Below are 17,598 nucleotides of genomic sequence, written 5' to 3'. Positions count from 1 at the left end.
GCGCTGGACTAAGGACTGTATTTCCTGCGGCGTCGTCACGAAGTATCTCGCGATCTCCTCGTCAGACAGACCAAGGTCGCGAAGCGCAGCAACGCTTGCCGACGGATCGGGCCCTAGTCGCGCCATGCTGTCTTTTGACGTCAAGCGCTCGCTCCCAATCCAGCCCCTGCGCAAAGGGTCGGTGCCCGGCTGGCATCGACCCTGAGGTATATTGGTTAGCCGGCCTTGACCGCGATCGTCTTCTCGGCTTCCTGAGCCTCTGCTGTCTTCGGCAGCTTCACCGTCAAGATACCTTTCGCAAAAGTCGCCTCGATCTTCTCGGCGTCGACGCCCTGCGGGAGCTGAAAAGAACGTTGAAAGGAGCCATAACGGCGTTCCGAGAGAAAATAATCCTTCTTCTTTTCTTCTTTCTCTTCGGTCTTTTCGCCTTTGATGGTCAGCAGATTGTTGGCAACCTTGATATCAACGTTCTTTTCATCGATCCCAGCTAGTTCGGCGGTAATTTCGTATTCCGTTTCTTTTTCGACGAGGTCCATCGCCGGAACTACAGGCCAGGCGCCTCGTCGCGCCGTCCGCTCAAGTGTGCCAAGTGTTCGCGGAAACGCACCACGCCAGTCGAAAGGATGAAAGTCATCGAACAGGCGATCGATCTCGCGTCGCATGATTTCGAACGGCATCCAATCACTTGACCGAGAAGGCGCAATTGCCTTCTCAGACTGTACGGGCAGTTTGGTTGGTATATCAGCCATGGTATGGTTCCTCTTGGAGTCTTTGACCGATCGCCTCCTTGAAGCTGCATCCCTCACCTCGGGACTAGGGATGGTGCCTTGGCAACCGACCCTGAACATGCCTCAATGCGTCATGGCTGGCATGATGATCCGGACTCCGGTCGAACTCATTGATGTAGGTCAAAACCTGAATGATGAATGCGTTAAGGCCGTGCCTGTCGGCGCAGCTTCTGCACACCCTCCACCCTACAGCGATGTTGCCTAGGCGGATGTTGAGTAACGCGGCCCGGTCAATATCGTGTTTGTCAGGCTGTGCCTCGCACGGGCCAAAGCACTTCGGTCGCAGTCTCGTTTTGAGGCGTGCCCGGTGGGCTCAAATACGACTCCCACATGTCTTCGGTTGCTTCGAGACCCCGCGTGCGCATTTCGTCGAGCACCGCAGCGTAGGTATCGGATAGGCGCTCGTATGCACCGATATGCAACGCCTTGATTGCCTGTCCAGCGGCAGTCGCTCCGAGCCCCAATCCTGATCCACTCAAAGCCAGAAACTGGTCCTCGCTTATGGGAAAGCCCGCATCGAAGGTTACCTTGCCGTCACCAATCTCGCGATAGTGGGCCAAAGGCGGTCCCGCTGGCAGCACCCTGGCTTTCGAGAGGGCTTCGCTCAGGGTCTCGAAACTCGCGGCCATCGCGCCGGAGATCTGCGGAAGAGTGCAACTCCTGGAGACATAAGCGTATGGCCGCGGAGACATCGAAACCAGTTCAAAGTCGGGCATCATTGCACCTGGATGGCATGCTCAATTTGACATCAATCGGCTTATCGAGGAGCACCGAAGCAGGGAGCGAGTGACCCCACCGAAGGCCCATTCCCTGATACGACTGTGACCATACGCGCCCGAAACGATCAAATCGGCCCCGCTCTCCGCGGCGATTTGCACCAAGGCCTCGGACTCATCCGCTTCCCCGACATCGATGGCATCTGCGGTTGCCGTTATGCCGTGCCGACCCAGGTAACTGACCACGTCATCGGCGCTCTGCCGAGCCGCTGCAAGATTGTTGCTTTCAAGGGTTGCGACACGCACCCGAGACGCAGAAGACAAAAACGGCAAGGCATCCACAACTGCGCGACGGGCCTCGCGCGTGTCCTTCCAGGCGATCAGGACTCCCTCTGCCTTGACCGGTTGGAAGTCGACAGGTGCCAGTAGCACTGGCCTGCCGACCGAGAGAAGTAGAGTTCCATGATCTACAGTGCGGCAGCCGTCCGTCGACCCAGGCCTTGGGCAATTCAGGATAATCAAGTCTGCGGCGCGCGCATTGAACGCTAACAACTGGGTGGGGTTACCAAGCTCGCCTCGCCATGTGATCCGACGGTCGCCATCCACCTGACGGAAGAAGTCCTCCTTGACCTTGATGAGGTTGTCTTCAATCTCATCAACCTGGCGCCGCATCTCGTCCGCGATTGCCATGTCGCTATCGCCCACCGGCATCACATACCGGGGCTCAGCCGCGCAAAAGCCTATCAGGTCCGCATCGAACTTCAGGGCGATCGACTTCGCGAAAGCGACACGAGGACCGACGGGACTATCGATATCGAGTTGAAGCATTATGGTGTTGAAGCTCATTGGCGTGCTCCTTGTTGAGGAGACAATGCCCCCCCGGGACAACAGCGCTTTGACGTGTGTCAAAAATTGCATAGGAAATCGCCACATTTGACAAAAGTCACGCAGGCTCAGCCCGCAAGTCAGATACCAGCGAGCAGCAAGATTGGGTGGAAACATTCAGGCCTGCGCCGGCACAAAGATTGATCTCGCACAAGGACCTAGACTGCTGGGTGGCTATTGTTGCGCGCATGATCCTCAATCTGCTCATCGGCACAATCGTCATAAGTCTAACGGTCCTGGTCCACACCTTTGGTCTGATCGCCGTTACGCATGCGATGCGATACTTGGTCGCCCGGTTTCGCATGCACGGGCGCCGCAGCCGCATAGTCGCGATGATCAGCGTGGTGATGGGGCTCTTCGCCGTCATCACCACCGAGGTCTGGCTCTGGGCCGGCCTTTACTGGTTGCTTGATATCTTTGAGGACTTCGAAACCGCCCTGTATTTCTCGACCATTACGTTTTCGACGGTTGGTTATGGCGACATTGTGCCTGCTCACGCATGGCGCGTGCTGGCAGCTCTCGAGGGCGTGAACGGATTTCTTCTAATTGGTTGGTCGACGGCATATCTAATCGCCGCTGGAACTCGAATCGGTCCGTTTAAGTCCGGGGAGCATTTCTGACCAAGCACGCTTAAACAACGGCAAAATTACTGCTCTTACGATCGGAGGTGGGCGAACTTCACCGTCGCTTTTATGCCAAAATGATAGCGGCTGCCGAACGACATTTGCGTCTTTTGAGCCTATGAAAGCTCGATCGTCTCTACGGGATACTCGTCAAACACGTGCGGTTTGTCAGTCAGGATTCGGATCGTTGAGGCGGAATTGTAATGGAGGAGCCGGAGCGCGCTGAATAACGCCCCCCGGTGGTAAAGCTCATCTTCCGCGTATGCGATGAATCCAAAACTATCACGCATGCAGGTGCGCTGTTGCCTGTGTTGAACCCGTGAATAGATGCCTTAGCGGCCTACGGCAACTCGGCAAAAGCTCAATCCAGCTTATCCCTTAACACCTGAAGGAAATCACATAGATCGCAGCAATTTCTACGCGCCCTTGCGCGCGCTCGTCCGGTTTGTTCGGAACGTCGCTCACGAAGGGCCAGGTCGACGGCGCCGAGCGCGTCTTAGACGAGGCGCAGCGCCGTGGCACGCCACTCCGCCATCTCGCCTACATCCTCGCCACCGCATATAACGAGACGGCGCACACCATGCAGCCGATCCGCGAGATATCAAGTGCGCAAAGATGGGTCTTAGCAACCCAAAAGGACGCATTTAGCCTATTCATGCTGGTCTTTTCCAATCTCCAGTATAGGATCAGGCTGGTACAACCAGCGAGTATTTCATAGATTATCCGAGTCTTTGAAGGCAGACCCTATGGGTATCAAGACTGACGACTACAATGTCTGGGCCGAAGGAAACGATCTATATTTCAGCGGGGTGATGCGCCTAGAAAACAAGGCCGCTCCTGAGATCACGTCACTGGTACGGGACCTTCTGAACTCCGGGCCACCAGCCATCACGGTGCACCTATCCGACCTGGAATTCCTCAACTCGCAAGGCAGGAATATTCTGGCGAAATTGGTGATTGAAGCCCGAAATCATCCTCAGGTCCGGATGGTTGTTCGGGGCAATAGCAATATTGCATGGCAGCAACGGTCGCTGCCAAATCTCAAGAGAATATACCCCGGCCTAGCGCTGCTTATGGATTGAAAAGCGAAGGCCTACTCGAGGGGTTCTGTCCCAATGCCTAGGTCTTTTCACACCGCGATACTCAATACACGCCTGGCGCTATCTTGGCGCTGCATGAGCCGCAGCTAATTTTTAGCCAAACTCCGGGCGCGACCTGCCATTCCCCGCGCCAGCCTCTCGACCCCACCCCCATCGACGAGTAGACGCGTTTCACAACGCAGGTTCCTCGAACCGCTAACTTTCTATTGGAGGCAATACCCTGTTTGATCACTAGACTTGGGATTTGGTTTTTGTGATCATGTCCAAGACACAGTTTATCCGCCAGGACCGTCGGGCAATTCGCCCGTTGGTAGATAGTCGGGTGTTCGAAAGGCGCGCCCATTTGCGACCACCTCAATACAACACCGCGCAAATGTCTCGGCTTCAAGACACCGTCTGAAGTCTTCCGGCACAAGCTTATGGCTGCCCGGCGATGAACCGGCGACCCTGAGCCGCTGCAAAGTCGCGCTTCGACGAGAACTCACAGCTTCAACTCGCCGGATCAAGGCCGCGCATACGCGTCGAGAGCCTCTTTTCCTCGACCGTCGTATCCTATGTGAACAGCGGCCTGGGAATTAGGCTGGTCGACCCAATGGTCACCTCCCTGATCAATCCGGAAAAGGTCGTTGTTCGACGGTTCGCGCCAACTATCAAATATTGCCTGTCTGTTGTATATCCGCGCCGCGCGCTCGCCGCAGTTCCAGGATTTCGCGAGCGATTTCCTTCAAGCCTTTCACGAAGAGATAGTCTTTGCTGAAAATCTCATTGCGGGTGAGACCATGAATATGTCGGGCAGGCCAGGTTTATCTCACGCAGTTGAGAACGGTCCTGTTCTTGGGTCACACGACGCGCGAGCATAAGCTGCTGCCGCGAAGTGTGCCGCTGGGGTGGGGCAGATGGAATTCTTGGAGAGGTGATATCTCGCTGCCAGAAGGGTCTATGGGCGGCCGCGTTGAGTTCGCTCTCCGCGGACCTCGGACGCCACGAGCCGACCAGTTGTCAAAAAGACAGCGCCAAGCCCCTTGGACCGTTCAGGCCGGGATTGTACTACCGGTCGTTCGGCGAACCGTGAGGATACTGAAGCTTGTCAATTCAGGTTTATGCGAGGCCCGCGTAGCGCGCCAAAAGCATCAGGGGTGGTGTAGTTTCTGCAGTCCCGCTGTGCGCTATTGTGGTGCCGTATCAGAGACAATTCGACCATCCTCTAGCACAAGGATACGGTCTGCGCGTTCGAGTATCCGGTTGTCGTGGGTGACAAGGAGAGTGGTCGTGCCGCGGGTGCTGCCGAGGCGCTTGAGGAGATCCACGACTTCGGATGCACTGTCGCCGTCGAGCGCGGCGGTGGGCTCGTCAGCTAGCACGAGAGCCGGGTTTCCAACGAGTGCGCGGGCAACAGCCACGCGTTGCTTCTGCCCGCCCGAGAGGTTGGCGGGCAGATAGTTTATTCGATCGGACAGGCCCACGAGTTTAAGCACATGGACCGCTGCCTTGCGTGCGAGTTCATCCGAAACATCACCATGAACCTGAATACCCATGATCACGTTCTGCAAGGCCGTCAGGCTCTCATGCAGATTGTGCGCTTGGAAAATGAACCCAAGGCGCCGTCTCAGCGTCATCAGCGTGGTTTCACGGGCACCGTTCAGCTGCTCCCCGAGTAGGCGCACAGATCCGTCCTGCACGCCACGAAGACAACCGAGCAGGGTAAGCACCGTCGTCTTGCCGGAGCCAGATGGCCCCATGAGCACAGTGAAGCTTCCAGGTTCGATCGCGAAATTGAGATCGTAGAGCGCCTGCTTACGGGCATCGCCCATGCCGAACCAGTGGTTAAGCCCGCAGACTTCGATGACGTCGCGATCTAGCGTTTCCATGATCAGAAGAGGTCCGCTGGATCGGCGGCAGCGACGCGTCTGGTGGCGATCGCTCCCGACAGAGACGAAACTGCGATAGTGCCGACGAAGACAGAGGCCGCCATAACGAGCGTCATCGATAACGGCAGCGTCGTCACCTTTGCCATTACAGTCAGAATCGTTGTGCCGACGATCAGGCCGGGGATGAAGCCGAAGACACCGAGGACCAACGCTTCCTCGAATACGATGCCCAGAAAAAAACGCGAGCCATATCCCATGGCTTTGAAGGTCGCGTATTCCCGCAAGTGGTCCGCCACATCGGTGGAGAGTACCTGATAGATGATAATCAGGCCAACCAGTATGCCGATAAAGACGCCGAACCCGAATATCACTCCGGTTGGACGTCGCGTCTGCTGGTATCGCAAATCCTCGGCCATCGCGTCTGCATAGCTGCGGATGCGTAGCGAGGAATCCGAGATCTGGCCACGCAGGTGTTCCGACACTTCGTCCACTGAAGTTCCGGGTCTCGTGCGCAAGAGGATGTGATCGGGCGCGGCCGAGCTTCGCGCGGGAAACAGCGACAGGAAGGTCTGGTCGGAGACCAGCATGTAGCCGTCGCCGCCGAACCCTCCACCGCCAGAAAAAGTGTTGTAGGCCTTGATGGTGCGGCCGTCAGTCTCGAAGGAGAGTGGCGTCTGCGGCCGGATAGCGACAGCTTCGTCTCGCGTTATGCCGCGCGCGAGCCTGTCTAGGAGCGCCGCATCGTTCACCTGCAGCAGGTTCAGGTCGGCCGCAATCTTGGGGGAGATGAAGTCCTGCTTGAACGGATCTATTCCGAATGTGGTGAGACTGATGTCCGTCTGTCCCCGGTCCCAAGGCACGTTGGCGACGAAGAGGCCCATGCCTTCGATGACGTCCGGATTTGCCAACGCCTGCAGCATCCACTGGCGGGCAACGTTACCTCCGTCCGCGATCGCATTGGCGTCGGCCGCTGAAATGATGATGTCGGCCCGAAAAAATTCATAGGGTCTAAGCGTCGCAACGGCCATCGAGTTCATTATACCGAGCTGGACGAAGACCAGTACATTGGCGAAGCCGACGCCCGCGATCGCTGCCGCGAAGCGGGTGCGATTGTGGGTCAACTGCAACCAGCCGATAGGGAGCCGCCCGAAGAGGCGTTGCAGCAGGCGGCTCATCGTGCGGCCCGTGTCGCCGCCGACGTGTCGATGCGGGCAATAGCCTCCAGGTTGGTGTAGCCCGAAGCCAGCTTCGTCGACGAGGTGTCAAGAGCCACGAGGATGCGAATGACCCTCGCATCCGTGTTCGCGGCTGCATCGTCGGAGATGAGCCCCTGTCGGCCAACGGTCAGCCCGACGCTTTCCACCGTTCCCAGCAATGTCCGCCCTAGCGCGCTGGCGACCAGTTCCACCGGCTGGCCGGCTCGCACGCTGGCGATCCGGTCCTGATAGATCTCGACCTCCGCCATCATTTGGCTGGTGTCGCCCATCTCCATGATCCCTTCCGTCGGTGGTCGCTGCCCAGGCGTCGCGTGAATGTCGAGGATTGTTCCTGCAATAGGCGCGACAACGACCGCCCGCTGCGTGTCGAGCTTCACCCTGGCAAGATCGGCCTCGGCGGCAGCAACGTTGCGGCCTGCGACAACTACGTCTGGCTGCTCGTCGAGGTTAACCGAGGAGAAGCGGGCGAGCGTTGCCTCGGCACGGGTCACGCTGAGCGCGGCATCTTGGACGGCCGCGCGCGCCGTATCGAGCGTAGCGCCGGTAGCAACCCCGCTATCAGCGAGCTTCCCGGTGCGATCGAGATTAGCTTCGGCTTCGCGTAGATTGGAGCGAGCCTGGTCGAGCGTCGCCTGCGCCTCGTCGCGGCTCGACAAGACGGTGCTGCGGGTCTGAAGGAGCGCAGCCTGACGTACCGCCAGATTTGCCTCAGCGAGAAGAACGGCGCTTTCGAGTGCGTCGTAGTTGTCCAGGCGCGCCAATGGCGTGCCCCGGTCGACCCAATCGCCGACACCGACGAGCAGTTCGGAAAGCCGCGCATCTCCGGCCCCGTAGGGCGCTGCAACGATCGAGACATCACCGCGCGGTATCACGCGGGCGAGCCCCACGACGTCAGAGGGCAGCATCGTTTCGGCCAAATGCGCCGGCAACTCGATATTGGGAGGGAGCGCGATTGGCGAGGCGGACCCCGCACCCGGCGTCAGCCCGGTAATCTCATAGAACTTCTGGATAGGTACGGGCTGGAAGTACATACCTAGGACGCCGCCCAAGAACATGAAGACGGGTATCAGCAGGACGAGCAAATATCTTTTGCGGAACCCCCGACCCCCGCGACGCGGGATGCCGTCCGCAAGCTTTAGATCCATTGGTAGATCGCTGCCCGGAGTTACTGCCATATCCCTTCCTTTCTTCTGCGCCCGGTGAGTGGCCGCCACTTTATCGAGTTTGCGCGCGAGACGGAGCGCAGGCACCTCTCTCTGACAACCGATGCCAGCGTATCATCTGACTTGCGGATCCGACTTGACGCAGAGCAAGCGAACGATACGGCGGTTCGAAAACGAACGATTTGAGAAGGCAGACGCTGGCTGCCTATCGGCTTGGATCGGGCTTGTGCCGAAGCAGAACTCAAGCGGGGGCAAAGAGAAGCTCGGCAGTTTCTCCAAAGCCGGAAATCGCTACCTGCGCCAGATGCTGGTGGTCGGCGCGATGGCGGTCATCCGCTATGCCGAGCGGAACGGGACCAGGCGGCCATGGCTCGTGCAACTGATGGCACGGCGAACGACGAATGTTGCAGCGGTTGCGCTCGCCAACAAGACCGCCCGGATGGTCTGGGCATTGATGACATGCGGTGAGCGCTACAGGGAGCCGGTCATCGCATAACACGAGACAAGACGCGTAAGCGCCGACGATGTTGGAAAGGGCGAACAGGAGCTGATGCACAAAGCTGGTTCTGTGCGGAGCCAGCAGTATCGACGAATGAGCCTGTTGACGCACGCGCACTAGGGAGCGAGTGGTCATGCCTGCCCTCGAGCCTGCCGCATTCAACCTGTCAAGCGATTGCCACCATCGGCTCCAGATTGCTGCTTGCCCCCATCAACGCGCTTCGCTGTGCGGCGCAGGATGTACTCCACCCTCTCATCGGGAGGCAACGGCGGCACGGTCTCAAGAGGGAAGCCGAGAGACCGATAAACTTCGATTAGCAACTCATGGATCCGGCGTTGTGCGCCGGTGTCTTCGGTCCGCGCGTAGTCCCTGGCGAGCGGCAGCAGATCGAGGACGAACACCTTCCGGTAGGAGGCGGTTTTCAGCGCCTCGATCAGTTCCGGCTCAGGCTCAAGAGAGAGAAAGCGGTAGTAAGCCAGTGCATCGGGGAGAGCCCGGTCGAGGAAGCATACCTCGTCTGGGTCGAGGTTTCGTTCCTGCTCGATCTGCATCTGCAGAACGCCCTTCTGGAACTCGCGCTGGTTGGCCCGTATCTCGGCGACCGTCCGTCCGGTGACGCGCTGCGTGTCGATGAAGTGCCGTGCGTGCTCGATCGTGGTGCGATAGCCACGCTTGGCGAGCAATTCGATGGTCGTCGTTTTGCCCGAACTCGGTCCGCCGGTGATCACATACCAGTTTGTCATACGCGCCAGACTGACACGCAGTGGCGATCGCGCCCTTGATCGGGATCAATTGGCAGCACACGCATTGTGCTAGTCTGGACTATATTTCTTCCCAATCCTGGGAGGCAGGCATGGGCCGCTATGCGAAGTATGTCGAGACAAATGGTCTGATCGAGGCGTCCCCGACGGCGATCTATGAATTCCTCGACGACCAGTCGAACCTGTCGGCGCATATGCGCCAGTCATCGGGCATGATGTTGGGCTCTTCCATGGACATCCATATGGAGCCAGATCACGCGCGGCACGTCGGCTCGAGGTTTGGATTCACCGGCCGCATTCTCGGCATTCCGCTGTCCGTGGAGGAAGTCGTCACCGGCAGGGAACCACCCATCAGCAAAACCTGGGAGACGACCGCGGAACCGCGTCTTTGGGTGATCGGCCGCTACATGATGGGCTTCGAACTCGCGCCAACAGCCGAAGCTGGAACGATTTTGCGTGTCTACATCCGCTACGATTTGCCGGCGGGAGGCTTCACACGCCTTCTGGGCCGCGTCTTTGGCGGCATCTATGCAGCCTGGTGCACGCGCCAGATGGTTGTGGACGCACAAAAACACTTCGACCACCAGCCAGTGAAGCCGCTCAAGGCAACTCATAGCTGATCCTGCCGCGTCAGCCTGTCCGGATGCCCTCTAGGCGGGTGCGCTTCAGCAAGAGCGCGTTGACCGCCACGAGCGCCGAACTGCCCGACATCGCCAGTGCCGCGACCTGCGGGCTCAAGAGGAACGGGTAGAATACCCCCGCCGCAATCGGGAACGCGATGAGATTGTAGCCAGTGGCCCACCACAAATTCTGGTGCATCTTGCGTAAAGTAGCCTTGGAAAGCGTCATGGCTCCGACCACGTCGTAGGGGTCGCTCTTCATCAGCACGATGTCGGCACTCTCGATAGCCACATCCGTACCAGCTCCAATGGCAAAGCCGACATCGGCCTGGGTCAGGGCGGGTGCATCGTTCACCCCATCGCCCACCATTCCCACTTTCAGACCCTGGCTCTGCAACTCCCTGATCTTTTCCGCCTTCTGCCCGGGCAGCACATCGGCAAGGATGATGTCGATGCCGAGCAGTCCGGCGATCCGCTTTGCCGTGCCGGCATTGTCGCCGGTCAACATGGCAACGCGCACCCCCTGCTCATGGAGCTTGGCGATCGTTGCAGCCGACGTCGGCCGCGGCGCGTCGGCCACCGCAACAAGGCCCACGAGCCGCCCCACTCGGGCGACATAGGTCACGGTGCGGCCTTCGCCCTTGAGCACTTCAGCCGGCTCACCCAAGGCGCCCATGTCGACGGCGTTTTCGTCCATCAGCCGCCGGTTGCCCACCAGCACTGCTGCGTCCTCAACCTCGGCGCTCGCACCGCGCCCGTCCATGTAGTGGAAACGAGTGAGCCCTGGTAATTCCAGCCCCGCCGCCCTTTCGCGGATCGCGAGGGCAATGGGGTGGTCGGAGTTCTGTTCGATGGCGGCAGCGAGGGCGAGAAGCTCGTCTTCGGTAATGTCGGGGGCGGGAACGACGTCGACGACTTTGGGCTGGCCCATGGTGAGGGTGCCTGTCTTGTCGAAGACGATCACGTCGAGCTTGGTCGCGCCCTCCAATGCGGCAGCATTCTTGAAGAGGATGCCGTTGGCGGCGCCGAGACCGGTTCCGACCATCACAGCCATCGGCGTGGCAAGGCCCAGCGCATCAGGACAGGCGATTACGAAGACGGTGATGGTAAGCGTCAGGGCGAAAAGCAGTGGCTGGCCCAGCAGCCAGAACCAGACGGTGAAGGTGGCAAGTCCGATGACGATGGCAGCGAGGACGAGCCACTGCGAGGCCCGATCCGCCAACAGCTGCGCTGGCGCCTTGGAGTTCTGCGCCACTTGCACGAGCTTGACGATCTGGGCCAGCGCCGTATCAGCCCCCACCTTGGTCGAGCGGTAATGGAGCGCACCGCTCTTGTTGATCGTCGCCCCGATGACCTGGTCGCCGACCCTCTTGGTCACCGGCAGCGACTCGCCCGTAAGCATGGACTCATCGATCGTCGACTCTCCTTCGACCACCTCTCCGTCGACCGGCAGCTTGTTGCCTGGCCGGAGAACGACGATGTCGCCCACATCCACCTCGGAGGTGGCGACTTCGATCTCCTGCCCATCGCGGAGGATTGTCGCCTTGGGTGGCGCAAGGTCAAGTAACGTGCGGATCGCTGCCGAGGCCCCTGCCCGGGCACGCATTTCCAGCCAATGACCCAGCAGGATGAAGACCAGCAGAACCGCCACAGCCTCATAGAACTGCTGACCATCGAACAGGAAGGTCGAGCCCACGCTGAACAGATAGCCTGTGCCGACACTGAGCAGCACCAGCACGGCCATGTTGAGGACGCCGTTGCGAAGAGCGCGAACCGCCGCGACGACAAACGGCCACACGGGGTAGAGGATCGCTCCGCTCGCCAGGATGAACATCGTGATGTTCATGCTGAGCCCGAACGGCGGCTCGAACAGTGGCGGCGCCAGCCCCATGGGATCGAGTGCGAAGATCGGGATCGTGAAGATGAGACTCACGATGAAGCGGTTCCGCATGTCGCGGACCATCTCGTCCATGCTCATGCCGCCACCATGGCCCATCTCGTGAGCCATCGCGTCGGGTGTCGGAACGGCCGGCTGTCGGCCCGCTGGCGTGGCAAGTGCGTGCTCGCCATGCACGTGAGCCTCATGTCCCGCGGGTTCGGCAGACGTCATCACCAGCGTTTCGTTGGGCACGCAGACGTGTCGCGGCGCCACCTCGCCGCGGCAATGGAAGCCGCAGGCGCGGATCTGTTCGACCAGCCGCTCCGGCCCGGTGACCTCTTCATCATAGGTGATGCTCGCCGAGCTCGAGCCGGCGTTGATCGCGACGCCGTGAACCGCGGCGATACTCGCGAGGCGCTTCTCCACGGCGGCAAAATCAAGGATGCTGAGGAGGTCGGCGACTTCGAGGGTGGCGGTTTTCATGCTCGAGCCTCAGTCCGGTCGCCGAAGGTCGACATCATGCCGATCGCCATGTGGTAGGGGTGGTGGCAGTCGAAGGCCCACTGGCCGGCATTGTCGGCGTCGAGGGCAATGGTTACCGAACGCATCGGCGGGATCAGCACTAGTTCGAGATCCAGCACCGGCCTATTCTGCTCGCCTGGCGCTGCGACCCTCGCCATCTCTGCGCCGCGTGGCTCGAGGATGATCCCAGTGCGCTGCGGCGCGCCCTCGCGAAGCGCCAAGACTGGGAACGAGCGCTTCTCCGCCGGCAACATCAGCCATACGTCGATCCGCTGTCTCATGTTCATCGGGAAACGGCGGCCTTTGACGGCTACGATGTCCTCGCCTTCCACCGCGATCGACTCGCCCTCCAGTTCACCGAAGTCGATGGTAAAGGCGGTGGCGGCCGCGCCTTTGATGATGCGCACACGCACCCGGCCGCCACGCTCCACCTCGGCCACTTCCTGGTCAGCCAGCGTGCGGTCACTGGCGAGATAGGCGTCGTACTCGATATCGTTGAGGTCCATCGCCATGATGCCCGAAGACATGTCCATGCCTCCGTGACCGCTGTGGCCTGCCATGGCATCGGCCGCCGGACCAGCTGTGAGACCAGCCAGCAGCTGGTCCGGCGTCTTGAACGAGAAGTCGTGCAACAGCACGACCACCTCCTGCTCGTCGCGCCCGTCATCGTGCGGGTTCGCAACGATAAGGGGCACCGCAAGCAGCGCCTGTTCCTGGAGCGTATGGGCATGCATCCAGGGCGTGCCAGCCTTGCCGGAGAACGCGTAACTCCGCATTGTCAGTTTCCTTTGAAACAAAGAGTTGTGGCTGATGTGAGTCTGATGCTGTCCCAACCGCGACTGCATCGTCGCGGTTGGGTGGATGGCACGGAACTGTCGGTGCGCCGTCAATCTGCCGCTGCTGGTCATGGAGAACGCGCCGGCCCTGCGGCCGGGCCGTCTCAGAGTCCGCGCGCCGCTACGGCGTTATGGACCGCAGCCACGATCGAACCTGCAACGATGCCGAAAGCGAGGCTGAAGAAAATGCCTTCGAGCCAAGCCTGGGGCGACGTCACGGGTGCGAGCGTGAACAATCCTACCCAGGCATGCGTCACCTGCAGGCTGGGAAACAGCACTCCCACGAGAGCGCACAGGACGAACAGCACGATCAGGGCCACGCTGGCCGCGATGGCCAGCCCCAGCATCGACAGCGTGCGTCTATTGACGATGTCGGTCATGGCATGTCTCCCTCAGCAGGGGCCTCGGGTGCTGGCATGTCCTTTTGCATCTGCCGCATCATCTGCATCATGTCCATTTGCACCATCTGCATGGACCGCATCATCTCCATCAACTGCATCTGCGGCGAGCCGCCCGCTCCTGGCTGCATCATCCCGCCACTCTGCATCTGCTGCATGAGTTGCAGATGCATCTGCATCATCGTCATCATGTGCATTTGCATCATCGGCATGGCCGCTCCCCCGCCCCTCTGCATCATGCCCATCATGTCCGGGCATTGGGTCATCGCGTTGCCTGCGGGCGGAGCAGGAAGCTGAGCAATCTTGTCTGCCGGTGTCTCGGTAGCGGTCGAGGGGGTATCGGCACCCTCGGGGTGATGCGGGTCGGTCTGAGCGATCGCAGGATTGGCGAGGCCCAGGAACAGTGCCGCTATAAATAGCGGCTTGGTAACGCGCATGGGTCTTCTCCCTTTGCGTGGTATTGAATTGAATGTGGTGGTGACGAGACGCCGGACAACAGTGCAATGCAGTGCAGTGCGCAGGTGAGAGCGAAACGCCCGCGACCGCCAAGGTCGCTTATATCAGCCGAGGGCGCGGGGCGGATGGCGGTTGACGAGCGGATCGATCCCGTGGAGGCATTGCGCGCGTGCTAAAGTCCAGGTCCGGTGCGCGGAACCGGTAAAGCCGGGGGCATCAGCCGGCGCTACGAAGGCAGTGCCGCTGCAATGCGCCACGCTTGAACAGCAATCGGCGAGCCGGTCATCGCACGACTCTTGCTTGTAGGCGTCGTGCGCGATCGATGCGGGGTGGACACTGGCCAAATGGTGCAGTTCGACGGATGTGCCGGGCAATGCGGCAACCGCCGCAGAGCCGAAGCCGAGCGCCAACGCCAGACTGAAGATCAGCGCTGTCGCCAGAACTCGGAGTTCATCGCACAACCAAACCATGCTCTTACCATAAGGCTATCCCAGGAGCTGTCCTTGATCGAAATCAAAGTCGCGTCACGCATCAGCGCCGCATCTTCGCGTACGCTCGTTTTGTGCTGGAGCAACGACGTCGCGTTCGATCGGCGCTTTCGACTGTCGATTGACGAATTGCTGGCGGCGGAGCCGCATGACGCGTTGCAACGGAAGGCGCGCTACAAGCTCATGTCCATGATGCTGGACGCAATATGCAACATTGAAGGGGGAATGAGGAAAGTGAACCCTTCAATCCAGTGGCTCGAAGACCAAATCAAAATCCGAAACGATCTCATTGATCAGATCGATCAGGGGACTGGACGCAAGAGCCCAGCAAGGAAATGGCAGAAACCACGGTTAAGGATCGTCAGTATGCTATTCGGGATAGATCCCAAATTGAGCAGCAATTGGCCATGCTCCGCTCAATACAGTGAGCACCACGGCATTTCGCCAGGCGAACGTGTGTCAATCGCATAATTTGGCGATAACGATGCCATAAGCGCTATCGCAGTCTCAGCCGTTGAAGCGAATACGCCCCATTAGTCTTGAACGTGGAGAAATATGTATGCCTGAACTATTGGCGAAGCCGACTGATCACCTCATCGAACTCACTGCCGACATTGTGGCGGCCTATGTTTCGAATAATCCGGTGCCGATAGCAGAACTTCCGGGATTGATTGCCCAGATCCACTCCAGCGTCAGCGGGCTCGGGACGCCAACCGCACCGGAGCAAGCAACGCTAACACCTCGGATGCCCATCAAGAAAACCATCACAACCGACTACATCATTAGCCTGGAAGACGGAAAACGGTACCAGACCCTTAAGCGGCATCTCGGCATGATGGGGCTGACCCCTGACGAATATCGTGCCAAGTGGTCGCTACCCTCCGACTACCCGATGGTAGCTCCCGGCTATTCCGCAAGACGCTCGGAGCTAGCGAAGAAATTTGGCCTTGGTCGCATGCCCGCAGCTAAGCCGGTGGCGAAACGAGCAAAGCGCACATCTGGCAAGTCGAAGTCATAAGACGCGCTAAAACAACACGAGGCTCGAGAAAGACGAGACCGGAGTCTGGGTTGTGGAACCTGCCTTCCTGACAGAGCGGTTTTCGGTAGAGCGAACGAAACTTCGGCGCCCGCATGCGGCTTGGCCTTGTATGGTGGAACGCGGCATCGACAGCGACGAGGGTCGCAGTCGCCTGACCTGTGCGCTACGGTAGTCGGTTTGGTGCGGCAATGTCGACGCAGACTCACGGCCACATGCGCCACATGGCCTTCGGCTTCGAACTCACGGCTAGAAATCCTCGCCGCCCAACAAACATATCCACCAGATTTCTGATGACGGCGACACCCGGGCCACGGGAGTCGCGATTTGTTGTCATCCCCCGCCTCGCAACGACGCTGAGAGTGAGAGCGTGGCCGGGTTAGCCATGACGGGTTGAATGCCTGGAGAGAGACTTCCGGCGCCCGTCATGGAGACTTGAGCCATGAACATGCAGGTTTTCGATGGCCCCCGTCAGGTCGGTGAGGGCTACAAAGTGGATGTTACCCGCGGCGAACGCATCGGCCGTGTCTCGTCTGAATGGTTTTCGCGGCCTGACGATGAGCGTTACCTCTCTTTGAGTGAACTCGCCCGCATGGTCCGAGCACGGGCCAAGCACAGCTGCACCCGAACCGTCGAAAGCGAGCAAATCCAGGTCGAGGCGAACCGCAACGACCAAGAGCACCTGACGCTCATTCTCCCTGGCGCGGAAGCCCCCGTTGCCCCTACGCACTGGAGTTTCGGGCAACTCGCAAGCCTCGTCAGCGCGCCTGCCACATATCTGCGCCAGCTGCCAGCCTCGCTGGCCGGCATCAATCTGCAATACGGCCTCAACACGCACCGCGCCGAGCAGATCAAGACCTTCGAGACAAACGACGGTCGCGTCGAATTGCGAGCTGTCACCGGACCGGACTACGGACGTATCTACGACCACGAGTTGGTCGAAGCCGTGCAACGTATCGCCGGCAACGGCACTGGAGACACTCGCTGGAAGGTGCCGGGCATGCCCGACTGGTCGACCGGTGTCTACAATCCCCGTATCGATATCACGAAGGAAACGACGACGCTTTACGCCTCGGACCGTGACGTCTTCATCTTCTTGGTCGACGATCTTAATCCCATCGAAGCAGGCAAGCTGCCCGACGGCTCGCCCGATCTCTATTTCCGGGGCTTCTATTGCTGGAACTCCGAAGTCGGCGCGAAAACCCTCGGCATGGCGAGCTTTTATCTTCGTGCCGTGTGCCAAAACCGAAACCTCTGGGGTATCGAGGATTTCGAGGAGATTACAATCCGCCACTCGAAATACGCCGCCTCACGCTTCGCTCACGAGGCCGCGCCAGCGCTTCTCAATTTCGCCAACTCCTCGCCGATGCCCTTCATCAATGGCATCAAGGCGTCGCGCGAGCGCATCGTTGCGCGCAACGACGAGGATCGCACCGAATTTCTGCGCCGGCGCGGTTTCTCCAAAGCCCAAACGACGAAGATCATCGACACCGTGCTCAGCGAGGAAGGCCGACCGCCCGAGAGTATCTTCGACTTCGTGCAGGGCATCACTGCGGTCGCACGCGACAAGACGCATCAGGACGTCCGCCTCGATATGGAAGGCAAAGCCAAGATGCTGCTTGAACGAGCAAGCTGATTGGCCGTGCCGACGATCCCTGATCGTCATGCCTCCGGCCTTGCGCCTTCGTGCCTCGCCGGTTCACCAATGTCATTGCGCTGCCCTCAAGAGGAAGAGGGCGGCGC

At 59.7% G+C, this 17,598-nt stretch carries 19 protein-coding genes and 1 pseudogene; 8 read left to right on the top strand and 12 right to left on the bottom strand.

Annotated elements, in window-relative coordinates:
- Positions 1–215: 215 nt before the first annotated feature.
- From O1Y97_RS14505 to O1Y97_RS14495, 3 genes are all read right to left on the bottom strand, one after another.
- Positions 216–749: an Hsp20/alpha crystallin family protein gene (locus tag O1Y97_RS14505; RefSeq protein WP_055977462.1), complete on the bottom strand. Its 534-nt coding sequence runs from the start codon at positions 747–749 to the stop codon at positions 216–218.
- A 284-nt stretch (positions 750–1,033) separates the two neighbouring features.
- The gene (locus O1Y97_RS14500; protein ID WP_159091648.1) at positions 1,034–1,504 is read right to left on the bottom strand and encodes a GyrI-like domain-containing protein; all 471 of its coding nucleotides are present in this window, start codon (positions 1,502–1,504) and stop codon (positions 1,034–1,036) included.
- Positions 1,505–1,525: 21 nt separating this feature from the next.
- Complete coding sequence (locus O1Y97_RS14495; protein ID WP_055977753.1) at positions 1,526–2,350, bottom strand: universal stress protein; 825 nt, start codon at positions 2,348–2,350, stop codon at positions 1,526–1,528.
- A gap of 227 nt (positions 2,351–2,577) precedes the next feature.
- Here O1Y97_RS14495 and O1Y97_RS14490 point away from each other — a divergent pair, with 227 nt between their 5' ends.
- The 3 genes from O1Y97_RS14490 to O1Y97_RS14480 all read left to right on the top strand — a co-directional run bounded on the left by O1Y97_RS14490 (position 2,578) and on the right by O1Y97_RS14480 (position 4,972).
- On the top strand, positions 2,578–3,009 hold the full coding sequence (locus O1Y97_RS14490) for a potassium channel family protein (RefSeq protein ID WP_055977756.1): 432 nt from the start codon (positions 2,578–2,580) through the stop codon (positions 3,007–3,009).
- 749 nt (positions 3,010–3,758) lie between these two features.
- Complete coding sequence (locus O1Y97_RS14485; protein WP_055977471.1) at positions 3,759–4,094, top strand: slr1659 superfamily regulator; 336 nt, start codon at positions 3,759–3,761, stop codon at positions 4,092–4,094.
- Between the two features lie 644 nt (positions 4,095–4,738).
- Positions 4,739–4,972, top strand: coding sequence for a hypothetical protein (locus O1Y97_RS14480; protein ID WP_108679448.1), 234 nt, complete (start codon positions 4,739–4,741; stop codon positions 4,970–4,972).
- Between the two features lie 306 nt (positions 4,973–5,278).
- On the opposite strand, the gene O1Y97_RS14475 is transcribed toward O1Y97_RS14480, so the two are convergent.
- The 3 genes from O1Y97_RS14475 to O1Y97_RS14465 are packed head-to-tail and all read right to left on the bottom strand — an operon-like array spanning position 5,279 to position 8,342.
- Positions 5,279–5,980 (bottom strand): ATP-binding cassette domain-containing protein, encoded by a 702-nt coding sequence (locus O1Y97_RS14475; protein WP_055977473.1) that lies wholly within the window; start codon positions 5,978–5,980, stop codon positions 5,279–5,281.
- A 2-nt stretch (positions 5,981–5,982) separates the two neighbouring features.
- Positions 5,983–7,155 (bottom strand): FtsX-like permease family protein, encoded by a 1,173-nt coding sequence (locus O1Y97_RS14470; protein ID WP_318761484.1) that lies wholly within the window; start codon positions 7,153–7,155, stop codon positions 5,983–5,985.
- Positions 7,152–8,342, bottom strand: a complete 1,191-nt coding sequence (locus tag O1Y97_RS14465; protein WP_318761483.1) for an HlyD family efflux transporter periplasmic adaptor subunit — start codon at positions 8,340–8,342, stop codon at positions 7,152–7,154. The genes O1Y97_RS14470 and O1Y97_RS14465 overlap by 4 nt, the downstream gene beginning before the upstream one ends.
- Before the next feature lie 223 nt (positions 8,343–8,565).
- Between O1Y97_RS14465 and O1Y97_RS14460 the strand changes: the two are divergent.
- Positions 8,566–8,856: pseudogene (locus O1Y97_RS14460) on the top strand (transposase); the annotation flags it as partial.
- 161 nt (positions 8,857–9,017) lie between these two features.
- Here the strand turns inward: O1Y97_RS14460 and O1Y97_RS14455 are convergent.
- Positions 9,018–9,602 (bottom strand): AAA family ATPase, encoded by a 585-nt coding sequence (locus tag O1Y97_RS14455; protein ID WP_082496620.1) that lies wholly within the window; start codon positions 9,600–9,602, stop codon positions 9,018–9,020.
- Between the two features lie 110 nt (positions 9,603–9,712).
- Here O1Y97_RS14455 and O1Y97_RS14450 point away from each other — a divergent pair, with 110 nt between their 5' ends.
- Positions 9,713–10,240: an SRPBCC family protein gene (locus O1Y97_RS14450; RefSeq protein ID WP_318761481.1), complete on the top strand. Its 528-nt coding sequence runs from the start codon at positions 9,713–9,715 to the stop codon at positions 10,238–10,240.
- 10 nt (positions 10,241–10,250) lie between these two features.
- Here the strand turns inward: O1Y97_RS14450 and O1Y97_RS14445 are convergent, their stop codons facing one another.
- From O1Y97_RS14445 to O1Y97_RS14425, 5 genes are all read right to left on the bottom strand, one after another.
- Complete coding sequence (locus O1Y97_RS14445; protein WP_318761480.1) at positions 10,251–12,602, bottom strand: heavy metal translocating P-type ATPase; 2,352 nt, start codon at positions 12,600–12,602, stop codon at positions 10,251–10,253.
- On the bottom strand, positions 12,599–13,417 hold the full coding sequence (locus O1Y97_RS14440; RefSeq protein ID WP_318761479.1) for a multicopper oxidase domain-containing protein: 819 nt from the start codon (positions 13,415–13,417) through the stop codon (positions 12,599–12,601). The genes O1Y97_RS14445 and O1Y97_RS14440 overlap by 4 nt, the downstream gene beginning before the upstream one ends.
- Before the next feature lie 164 nt (positions 13,418–13,581).
- Positions 13,582–13,857 (bottom strand): hypothetical protein, encoded by a 276-nt coding sequence (locus O1Y97_RS14435; RefSeq protein WP_318761478.1) that lies wholly within the window; start codon positions 13,855–13,857, stop codon positions 13,582–13,584.
- Entirely contained in the window at positions 13,854–14,312 is a 459-nt protein-coding gene (locus O1Y97_RS14430) for a hypothetical protein (protein ID WP_318761477.1), read from the bottom strand. Before O1Y97_RS14430 ends, O1Y97_RS14435 begins: the two co-directional genes overlap by 4 nt.
- 123 nt (positions 14,313–14,435) lie before the next feature.
- Complete coding sequence (locus tag O1Y97_RS14425; protein ID WP_318761476.1) at positions 14,436–14,792, bottom strand: hypothetical protein; 357 nt, start codon at positions 14,790–14,792, stop codon at positions 14,436–14,438.
- A 42-nt stretch (positions 14,793–14,834) separates the two neighbouring features.
- Between O1Y97_RS14425 and O1Y97_RS14420 the strand changes: the two genes are divergently transcribed.
- The 3 genes from O1Y97_RS14420 to O1Y97_RS14410 all read left to right on the top strand — a co-directional run bounded on the left by O1Y97_RS14420 (position 14,835) and on the right by O1Y97_RS14410 (position 17,491).
- Positions 14,835–15,290 (top strand): hypothetical protein, encoded by a 456-nt coding sequence (locus tag O1Y97_RS14420; RefSeq protein WP_318761475.1) that lies wholly within the window; start codon positions 14,835–14,837, stop codon positions 15,288–15,290.
- 88 nt (positions 15,291–15,378) lie between these two features.
- Positions 15,379–15,837 carry a MucR family transcriptional regulator gene (locus tag O1Y97_RS14415; protein WP_318761474.1) on the top strand — a complete coding sequence of 153 codons (459 nt, stop codon included), beginning with the start codon at positions 15,379–15,381 and terminating at the stop codon, positions 15,835–15,837.
- Positions 15,838–16,297: 460 nt separating this feature from the next.
- Entirely contained in the window at positions 16,298–17,491 is a 1,194-nt protein-coding gene (locus O1Y97_RS14410) for a DUF932 domain-containing protein (protein WP_318761473.1), read from the top strand.
- Positions 17,492–17,598: the final 107 nt, after the last annotated feature.

It is taken from the genome of Aminobacter niigataensis (genome assembly GCF_946995915.1).
Classification (GTDB): Bacteria; Pseudomonadota; Alphaproteobacteria; order Rhizobiales; family Rhizobiaceae; genus Aminobacter; species Aminobacter niigataensis.
This window is presented reverse-complemented; position numbering and strand designations above follow the sequence as displayed.

Coding starts and splice junctions, on each gene's coding strand:
- O1Y97_RS14485 (WP_055977471.1), top strand. CDS start 3,759: ATGGGTATCAAGACTGACGACTACAATGTCTGGGCCGAAGGAAACGAT.
- O1Y97_RS14500 (WP_159091648.1), bottom strand. CDS start 1,504: ATGCCCGACTTTGAACTGGTTTCGATGTCTCCGCGGCCATACGCTTAT.
- O1Y97_RS14415 (WP_318761474.1), top strand. CDS start 15,379: ATGCCTGAACTATTGGCGAAGCCGACTGATCACCTCATCGAACTCACT.
- O1Y97_RS14470 (WP_318761484.1), bottom strand. CDS start 7,155: ATGAGCCGCCTGCTGCAACGCCTCTTCGGGCGGCTCCCTATCGGCTGG.
- O1Y97_RS14410 (WP_318761473.1), top strand. CDS start 16,298: ATGAACATGCAGGTTTTCGATGGCCCCCGTCAGGTCGGTGAGGGCTAC.
- O1Y97_RS14490 (WP_055977756.1), top strand. CDS start 2,578: ATGATCCTCAATCTGCTCATCGGCACAATCGTCATAAGTCTAACGGTC.
- O1Y97_RS14505 (WP_055977462.1), bottom strand. CDS start 749: ATGGCTGATATACCAACCAAACTGCCCGTACAGTCTGAGAAGGCAATT.
- O1Y97_RS14450 (WP_318761481.1), top strand. CDS start 9,713: ATGGGCCGCTATGCGAAGTATGTCGAGACAAATGGTCTGATCGAGGCG.
- O1Y97_RS14495 (WP_055977753.1), bottom strand. CDS start 2,350: ATGAGCTTCAACACCATAATGCTTCAACTCGATATCGATAGTCCCGTC.
- O1Y97_RS14435 (WP_318761478.1), bottom strand. CDS start 13,857: ATGACCGACATCGTCAATAGACGCACGCTGTCGATGCTGGGGCTGGCC.
- O1Y97_RS14445 (WP_318761480.1), bottom strand. CDS start 12,602: ATGAAAACCGCCACCCTCGAAGTCGCCGACCTCCTCAGCATCCTTGAT.
- O1Y97_RS14455 (WP_082496620.1), bottom strand. CDS start 9,602: ATGACAAACTGGTATGTGATCACCGGCGGACCGAGTTCGGGCAAAACG.
- O1Y97_RS14430 (WP_318761477.1), bottom strand. CDS start 14,312: ATGCGCGTTACCAAGCCGCTATTTATAGCGGCACTGTTCCTGGGCCTC.
- O1Y97_RS14440 (WP_318761479.1), bottom strand. CDS start 13,417: ATGCGGAGTTACGCGTTCTCCGGCAAGGCTGGCACGCCCTGGATGCAT.
- O1Y97_RS14475 (WP_055977473.1), bottom strand. CDS start 5,980: ATGGAAACGCTAGATCGCGACGTCATCGAAGTCTGCGGGCTTAACCAC.
- O1Y97_RS14465 (WP_318761483.1), bottom strand. CDS start 8,342: ATGGATCTAAAGCTTGCGGACGGCATCCCGCGTCGCGGGGGTCGGGGG.